At 62.8% G+C, this 3,418-nt stretch carries 3 protein-coding genes and 1 pseudogene; all 4 read right to left on the reverse strand.

From position 1 onward, the window contains the following. Nucleotides 1-815 (reverse strand): Wzz/FepE/Etk N-terminal domain-containing protein (locus ACEW8G_RS11215; protein WP_373488505.1); only part of this gene is annotated, 815 nt, incomplete at its 3' end. Between the two features lie 59 nt (nucleotides 816-874). After that, nucleotides 875-1,519, reverse strand: coding sequence for an XrtA/PEP-CTERM system exopolysaccharide export protein (locus ACEW8G_RS11220; protein ID WP_373488506.1), 645 nt, complete (start codon nucleotides 1,517-1,519; stop codon nucleotides 875-877). Between the two features lie 172 nt (nucleotides 1,520-1,691). Further along, nucleotides 1,692-2,918, reverse strand: a complete 1,227-nt coding sequence (locus ACEW8G_RS11225) for a pyridoxal-dependent decarboxylase, exosortase A system-associated (protein WP_373488507.1) — start codon at nucleotides 2,916-2,918, stop codon at nucleotides 1,692-1,694. After that, nucleotides 2,915-3,418: pseudogene (locus ACEW8G_RS11230) on the reverse strand (AMP-binding protein); the annotation flags it as partial. The pseudogene ACEW8G_RS11230 and the gene ACEW8G_RS11225, both read right to left, overlap by 4 nt.

Below are 3,418 nucleotides of genomic sequence, written 5' to 3' on the forward strand. Positions count from 1 at the left end.
GCCGAGGCAAGTTCGCCCTGCGCCTGGGCGAGCGGATTGGGTGCACCGCCCGCGACGCCGCCGGCGATACTCTGCGGCGTGCCCGCCAGCTGGCCGTTGATTGCCGAAAGCGCGCTTTGCGCCGCGATCAGTTGCGAATCGATCTGGCTGATCTCAATCCGCCCCGCTTCCAGCCGCTGGCTGACCGATCCGACACCGGGCAGCAGCCCCAGGTTTTCGGTTTCAAACTTCACCCGTGCCTGTTCGGCAAGGTCGAGTTCCTTCTGTCGCTTGGCAATCTGCTCATCGAGAAAGCGCAGCGTATCAGTGGTGTCACCGCGTCCGCCTGCCAGATTTTCCTCAACAAAAATGTCGATCAGCTTCTGAACGATGTCGCGCGCCAGCGTCGCCGCCTCGCCATCGGAGCGGCCACCGGCTGACATGGTCGCGGAAATCTCAAACAGATTGTCCTGTTCCGACTTGATCTTGATCGCCGTGCGCAGGCCGCCGACGGCGCCCTCAATCTCGCGCGGGGTGACGAGGTTCTTGCCGTAATCCGTTCCGCGCACGACCTTTTCAAGGTTGGCGGCAGAGGTCAGCGTCTGCTCGACATTGTCGATCTGCTTCTGCCGGTCGACCGCGCTGATGCCAGTGTTCTCGGGCAAGATCGCCTTGTTCTGCACGAACAGCTTGGCCTGCGATTCATAGGTGTTGGGGATTAAAGCGACGGCCAGCCAGCCCACAACGCAGATCGCCCAGGCAATCGCCATTGCCAGCCAGCGCCGCTGCCAGACGCTGTGCACTGCGATCCGAAACTCGTCATAAAGGCCATTCATTGGTCAGGCTTTTCTTTCACACGGGCACAAGGCAAAAGCATTTGGTGGCGACAGGTGGTTCAAAACATACTGGTCGGGATGATGATCACGTCGCCGGGCTGCAACAGCACATTGGCGCGGCTGTCGCCCTTCTTGATCAGATCAGCCAGCTTGATCGGATATTCCTGCTGACGTCCCGATACCCGGTCGAAACGCACCAGCTTGGCCCGGTTGCCCGCCGCAAATTCTGACAGGCCGCCCACCGCGATCATCGCATCGAGCAAAGTCATGTTCGCGCGGAACGGGATGGATGCCGGTTTTTCGGTCGCCCCAACGATACGCACCTGCTGCGAGAACGTACCTGCAAAACTGTTGACGATCACCGAGACAATAGGTTCCTGAATGAACTGTGACAGCTGCAGCTTGATGTCTTCGGCCAGCATGGTCGGTGTCTTGCCGACAGCGGGCATATCGGTGATCAGCGGGGTGGTGATGCGACCATCGGGGCGCACCTGCACCTTCGCGCCAAGTTCAGGGTTGCGCCACACGAACACCGTCAGTTCATCGAGCGGACCGATAATATATTCCTCGCCCGGTCCATCGGAGAGCGAAACGAACGAGGCAGGCGGCAGCTGCGGACCTGACGGCGCAGTGGCGCAGCCAGCGAGCAATGCCGACGCTGCCAGCGTGGCAACCAGAGCTTTGACAAAGTTCAGCAAGTTCATCGCACAACCTCATGTTCGGCTGGCGTCACCGGCATTGCCATGCATAAGCAAGACCGGTTTCGCGCAGATTGGCATGAGCTATGCCGAAAAAGGGTGAACATAGCGTTAGTGTTTACAGGGCCGCGATGTTTTACACCGTGCGTCCCGTTTCGGTGCGGCGCGCGCGAGAAGCTTAAACCAGCAATTCGGCTGCCTTGCCATGGCCCAGAAAATCCGCCGGGCTGGCAGTCGCGCCATAGGCTCCGGCGCAGAACACCGCGACTAGGTCGCCCACCTCGGCCACCGGAAGATGCGCCTTGTCGGCCAGCCGGTCGAGCGGGGTGCACAGGCAGCCGACGACGCTGGCGACTTCGGCAGGCGCTGAGTCAAACCGGCTGGCGATGGCAACGGGATAGTTGCGGCGAATGACAGTGCCGAAATTGCCGCTCGCCGCCAGCTGATGGTGCAGCCCGCCATCGGTGACGAGATACAGCTCGCCATGGCTGAGCTTGCGGTCGACGATGCGGGTCAAATACACCCCCGCCTCGCCCACCAGCCAGCGCCCCAGCTCCATCGCAAAATGCGTGTCGGCAAGGATCGCGGGCAGGCTGGCAAAACGTTCGCCAAGCGCTGCGCCGACTTTCGCGATCTCCACCGGCACGTCGCCAGGAAAATAGGGGATGCCCATGCCGCCGCCGAGATTAAGATGTTCGGGCGCTTGCTCGACCGCCTCGGCCAGCTCTGCCGCCAATGCCAGCGTCTTGCCCTGCGTCTCAATGATCGCATCGGCATCGAGCGCCTGTGAGCCTGCGAAGATATGAAAGCCGCGCCAGTGTGCGTCGCTGGCCAGAATGCGCCGCACCACATCAGGGACTCTCGCCTGATCGATCCCGAACGGCTTTGCCCCGCCGCCCATGCGCATCCCCGATCCGCGCAGGTCAAAGTCGGGGTTGACCCGCACTGCCAGCCGGGGCTGCATGCCAAGCCGCGCGCCAATCGCAATGGCACGTTCGCATTCGCCCTCTGATTCCAGATTGATCGTCACCCCGGCGCGAATCGCCGCCTCAAGCTCGCGCTCGCGCTTGCCGGGACCGGCAAAGCTGATGTGCGCCGGGTCCATGCCTGCCGTCATCGCCAGCGCGAGCTCGCCCGCCGAGGCGATGTCGATTCCATTGACCAGCGCCGCCATATGCGCCAGCACCGGCGCGAAGGGATTGGCCTTCATCGCATAATGGATCGCCAGCCGCACGGGCATCGCAGCGCGCAACGCGGCTACGCGTTCCGTCAGCATCCGCGATGAATAGACAAAGCACGGCGTATCGCCCGCGCGCGCCACCAGATCGCTGGCCGTGATGCCCTGTATCGTCAGTTGCCCATCCATGCTGCCAAAGCCGGACGGTATCGGACCCAGTGGCTTCATGAACTGCGGTCCTCGATTTCGGCGACCAGCAACGCACGGTCGATCTTGCCATTGGGGTTTTTGGGGAAGGCTTCGCGCAGTTCGATGACCTTGGGGACCATGAACCCGGGCAGCTCGCGCTTCAACGCAATCAGCAGATCGTCTTTCAGCGCCTCGGGCCGGGGCACCGCGGCGGGCCGAACCAGCAGCAGGATCGACTGGCCCAGCTGCGCATCGGGAATGCCCAGCGCCACCGCCTCTGCGACGAGTCCGGTCGATGTCGCCGCGTCCTCGATTTCTGCCGGGCTGATCCGGTTGCCCGACGATTTGATCATCGCATCGCGTCGCCCGACGAAATACATCAGGCCTTGCGTATCGCGCCGTACCCGGTCGCCCGACCAGACCGCCATGCCGCCATGTTGCGAAAACGAAGGCGCGCGCCGGAACCGTTCCGCCGTGCGCGTCGCATCCTGCCAATAGCCCTGCGCCACCAAAGGTCCGGCGTGGACCAGCTCGCCCTC

This window comes from Blastomonas sp., from assembly GCF_041747255.1.
Taxonomy (GTDB): Bacteria; Pseudomonadota; Alphaproteobacteria; order Sphingomonadales; family Sphingomonadaceae; genus Blastomonas.

Bases quoted from the DNA above. Each gene is read 5' to 3' on its own strand.
- ACEW8G_RS11220 (WP_373488506.1), bottom strand. From the start codon at position 1,519: ATGAACTTGCTGAACTTTGTCAAAGCTCTGGTTGCCACGCTGGCAGCG.
- ACEW8G_RS11225 (WP_373488507.1), bottom strand. From the start codon at position 2,918: ATGAAGCCACTGGGTCCGATACCGTCCGGCTTTGGCAGCATGGATGGG.